The organism is Rhodocytophaga aerolata (assembly GCF_030503435.1).
Classification (GTDB): domain Bacteria; phylum Bacteroidota; class Bacteroidia; order Cytophagales; family 172606-1; genus Rhodocytophaga; species Rhodocytophaga aerolata.
Genome location: NZ_JAUKPO010000117.1, coordinates 1 through 3304, shown reverse-complemented (window position 1 = coordinate 3304; position 3304 = coordinate 1). Strand labels below are relative to the sequence as shown.

Annotated in this window: 5 protein-coding genes; all 5 read left to right on the top strand. The window is 35.5% G+C overall.

Translation table 11 applies throughout. The features are described 5' to 3' along the window. On the top strand, window positions 1-215 hold a 215-nt coding region (locus tag Q0590_RS36900), incomplete at its 5' end, for an integrase core domain-containing protein (RefSeq protein ID WP_302042702.1). A 148-nt stretch (window positions 216-363) separates the two neighbouring features. Further along, window positions 364-786 carry a hypothetical protein gene (locus Q0590_RS36895; RefSeq protein ID WP_302042701.1) on the top strand — a complete coding sequence of 141 codons (423 nt, stop codon included), beginning with the start codon at window positions 364-366 and terminating at the stop codon, window positions 784-786. Between the two features lie 61 nt (window positions 787-847). Further along, window positions 848-1360: a hypothetical protein gene (locus Q0590_RS36890; RefSeq protein WP_302042700.1), complete on the top strand. Its 513-nt coding sequence runs from the start codon at window positions 848-850 to the stop codon at window positions 1358-1360. Between the two features lie 853 nt (window positions 1361-2213). Continuing rightward, complete coding sequence (locus tag Q0590_RS36885) at window positions 2214-2645, top strand: DUF3997 domain-containing protein (RefSeq protein WP_302042699.1); 432 nt, start codon at window positions 2214-2216, stop codon at window positions 2643-2645. A gap of 257 nt (window positions 2646-2902) precedes the next feature. Next, entirely contained in the window at window positions 2903-3172 is a 270-nt protein-coding gene (locus tag Q0590_RS36880; RefSeq protein WP_302042698.1) for a hypothetical protein, read from the top strand. The last annotated feature ends 132 nt before the right edge of the window (window positions 3173-3304 follow it).

The window sequence follows — 3304 nt, the reverse complement described above, 5'->3', positions numbered from 1 at the left end:
GCACAATTAAAAATGAATTTTACTGCCGCGGTTTCCTTTCTTTCCCTTTGGCTCAAGAAGGTATTGCAAAGGCCATCTATGCCTATAACCACTTACGCCCCCATGCCAGCTGTGACTATTTAACCCCTGCTCAAGCTCATGGTAAAAAGGGTGTACTTCATAAGAGATGGTATAATAACACCACTAAAAATTACAATTTATTAAATGCTATTTGACTTACTTATTTTATCCTCAATCCTGTAAAGCTATTTTAGTAATAGACCAGGTTACTTTGAGAATGAATAGCGTATATTTCTCTATGTTGTGATATACACGCTATGAATATCCGCTATATAGCGTGTGTACAATCTAAACAAATGAAATATGGTTAAATTTATCTTATTATTTATATTCAGTGTGACCTTCATAAAAGCTGAAGTAGAAACAAATAAAAATAATTGGGAGACTTTAACTATAACCCGTTTTTGCGCGGTTGATAAAAAGTTTTGTGAAGATAAATTGCATATCGATAAAGTAGCAAAGATAAGTTTTACAGTCTGTGGAAAAAAATCACAAGCAATAAAGATTGATGATAATCTAATTGATAAAATAAAGGATATTAATGAAGAGGTGATTAGAGATTGGTCAGATGATGCCAGTCATGACACTGCTTGCGGTTATCTAATCAAACTTGACGATTCTAAAGATAATTACATATATCTTGATAAAAATCCAGATTTATACGAAAGGAAAGAAATAAAAGAGTATATCCAGACCTTGAATCAGACTTTTGACAAGTTAAAGTAAAGTAAGAAAGCGCACAACGTTTGAGCATACGCGACACTCCACTGAAAGCTCCGTGCTGCGCATGCTCAAACGTTGTGCGCAGCTATATAAAAAATCTCTCCCAATAATGAAAATGCAAGGAAGAGTACTCTTATTCTGTTTGTTTATACTTTCCACAAGCTGTTTTCTCATCGACCAAAAAATTGATATTGAAGTTCCTTCGGGCTATATTGGATGGGTATATGTCATACCGGTTAAGGATACATCTGGGTTGGACATCCAAAAAGTAGGAGGTCGGTACCAAATAAATCACAATGGAGTAGCTTATGTTCCAGTTTCAGTTTTAGATATTAAGAAGGATAGCCGCGTGTTAGCTTTTGAAGGCAGTAAGGATATTAGTGCCGACATGAGGTACGCCGGCTCAGTTTATGCTGTGAAAGACAGCGGAAATGAGTATGAATACATACAGTTTTATTTTCCTTCTCTAAAAGAGCGCAAGATTGCTGACGCTGATGAGTATTGGAGAAATAAGTCGTGGGAATATCGATCAAAGTTTGATAGTTTACTAGAGACTGATAGCATAGTATTCAAGTAAAAAGAGACATTGGCGCGAGCTGCATACAATACCGACTACTACGCCCAGCCGGCCGTAGAACGCGCAGGGGCTAATGCTTGAGGCGAGGCCGGCGTGTAGCTTTGTCCATTCTACTTCTCATTTTTGCATTACTCCTAGAAGATGGCATTTAAAAAGTGATATTCACCCCATGTTAAAGTGCTATAATCTTGCTTAACATAAAAAGTGATGTCCACCAAAACCACAATTAGTGCAATTTGTGGCCATTTTGTCTTATATTTTTATTTTTGTACTTTTTATATGCTCGTCGTTTTGCCTATAGTCTTCTTTTTGTCAGCTACTTAGACAAACTTATACAATAGTATCAGGTAAAAATTTGTGAAATTGCAAATCTATATTTTTCATCCTTTCTTCATGAAGAGCTTATATAAGCTCTTTTTTGCTAAATAAGCTTAAAAAGTAGGTGTACTTCCTAATGCAGTTGTGTTTATTCCGGGAAATCTATGAATACACACAATCAGAAAAGTACAAATAACCCTCCTTTAAAAGAGAGTTTTGAAAGCATTAAAATAAGTATAAGTAAAAAAGTAACAAACAGACGTTAAGTTGCTCTAAAGCAGCCTAAGATGGATGGATAGTAATTGGTGAATGAGAAAAAGTATCGTATATTAAAGAAGGGCAGGAGAGGAGCCATTCTTTGCTCTATGCGATAAGAAAGGAGGCTGCAACGGCCGTAATTAGGCTTTCAGCCTAAATATTAGACTTTAAAAGCTGCTTTTGCAGTTACCCAAGGAGAGTGGTGGATATAAAAGAAATACACACAACTTAAAGATCCAAGGTGTGTGTATACATATGTTGTATGCCATTCAAGAATATGACTAATAAGATATCACTTATATTGCTAGGATTATTATTTTTTACCAGCTGTATATTTGATTATTCTTATGAGAAGAAATTGATTGGAAGATATTACTTAGATGCCATAGATTCAGAAGAAAGTATGCAACTAAGTTATAAAGATGAAGATTCTGGAGTTGGAGAAGGAATCATTGGAGAAACAGTTTTTGAAGTGGGATGGAATGATAAGTTTATAGTAGTCAAGCAACATCCTCATGAGTTTGGGGAACCTCTAAATAATCAGATTACAAATTATTATATTGTCAAAGTCGTCCATAGCAATCACTACCAGACAATAAAAAATAATATTGTTGGCCCCTTAAATAGGGAAGAGTTTAATGACATGAGAAAAAAGCTAGAGGTTCCTGAAGAGTTTGAGAATAGTTTACGCTTTGATAACACTGATTAAACAACGGCATACAACACCCTTCTGCCCGTCAACTTCGCCACCAAAGCACAAGCCCCACCAAAGGCTACAGTTTGCGGCAGCAGTCGGGCCATTACAAGCAAGCTAAATGAAGATAATAAATGATTTGTTTGATATTCCTATTCTCAATTTTTCAATCCTTATGGGACTTAAAACCAGCAGAAAAAGGAGATACATATATTTGAAAAGGTGATACAAATGGACCTGTTGGTTGCTATAGAGTAAGCGAAATACAACTAATGCCTGACTCAACTTATATTCGAAGAGATTATGGATGTGGCACACCCAAAGATTTGAGAAACTACAAACAATGGGATGAAGAAACATCACATGGAATTATACGCAAATCAAATAAAGGTTTTATAATGACTGAATATAGAAACGGCCATATAACAGATTTTAATTGGTATATGAAGATTAAAGGAAACCATATTCAATTCTTCTATAAAAACCTTGAAGATGAAGGAAAGTGGAAGAAAGGAATAAAATTTAAAAAAGCTAGCTTGTAACACCACATAATATCGGCAATCTGGGTGCTGACGCCATAGCTCCAGCTAGCACCCACGATCTGCGATTATGTTTGATACATTAATTGCCATTAACCGGAGAAAAAAGGGAAAAGGCTTTTATTGATTTAGAGC

Bases quoted from the DNA above. Each gene is read 5' to 3' on its own strand.
- Q0590_RS36895 (WP_302042701.1), top strand. From the start codon at position 364: ATGGTTAAATTTATCTTATTATTTATATTCAGTGTGACCTTCATAAAA.
- Q0590_RS36885 (WP_302042699.1), top strand. From the start codon at position 2,214: ATGACTAATAAGATATCACTTATATTGCTAGGATTATTATTTTTTACC.
- Q0590_RS36890 (WP_302042700.1), top strand. From the start codon at position 848: ATGCTCAAACGTTGTGCGCAGCTATATAAAAAATCTCTCCCAATAATG.
- Q0590_RS36880 (WP_302042698.1), top strand. From the start codon at position 2,903: ATGCCTGACTCAACTTATATTCGAAGAGATTATGGATGTGGCACACCC.